Raw genomic sequence first — 464 nt, 5'->3', positions numbered from 1 at the left:
AGGGCCGCCAGTGCTTCGGCGACGATCTTCTCGGTCAGCTTCTTGACGTGGCTGTAGCTGTGGATGCCGTCGTGCATTGCCTGCGCACAGGCGCGGTTGACAAGACGGCACGGGTAGCGATCGGCCAGCCGGACGATGCCCCACAGCTTGCGTTGGCCGACACGGCCTTCGACGGCGAACAGCAGCTCGCACAGTCGCTGGGCGTCGTTGCCGATCGCCCTGGCTTGCGCGAGGATGCGCCGGGTCTCGCGCGAAGGGTTGAAGACGCGCTCCTCCATCGGCAGCACGACGGTGCCGGGGCGTTCGACTCGGACGTGGCTGCGCAGCAGCGCCTGCGTCTTCAGGTCACGGATCTCGATGCGGCGGTCGAACACACGCACCAGCACATGGCTGCCGATGGGCGCCGGGCGCGCGGCGTAGCTGCTGTGATCGACCCGCACGCAGCTGTCGTCGCACACGGTGCG

General features: G+C 68.3%; 1 pseudogene. It reads right to left on the bottom strand.

Annotation, left to right across the window (positions count from 1 at the left end):
- Positions 1–464: pseudogene (locus AC3A6Y_RS35015) on the bottom strand (IS21 family transposase); the annotation flags it as partial.

The sequence above is a fragment of the Variovorax sp. Soil_C_17 genome, assembly GCF_057657265.1.
The sequence above is the reverse complement of the archived record's forward strand: the minus strand, read 5'-3'. Positions and strand labels throughout refer to the sequence as shown.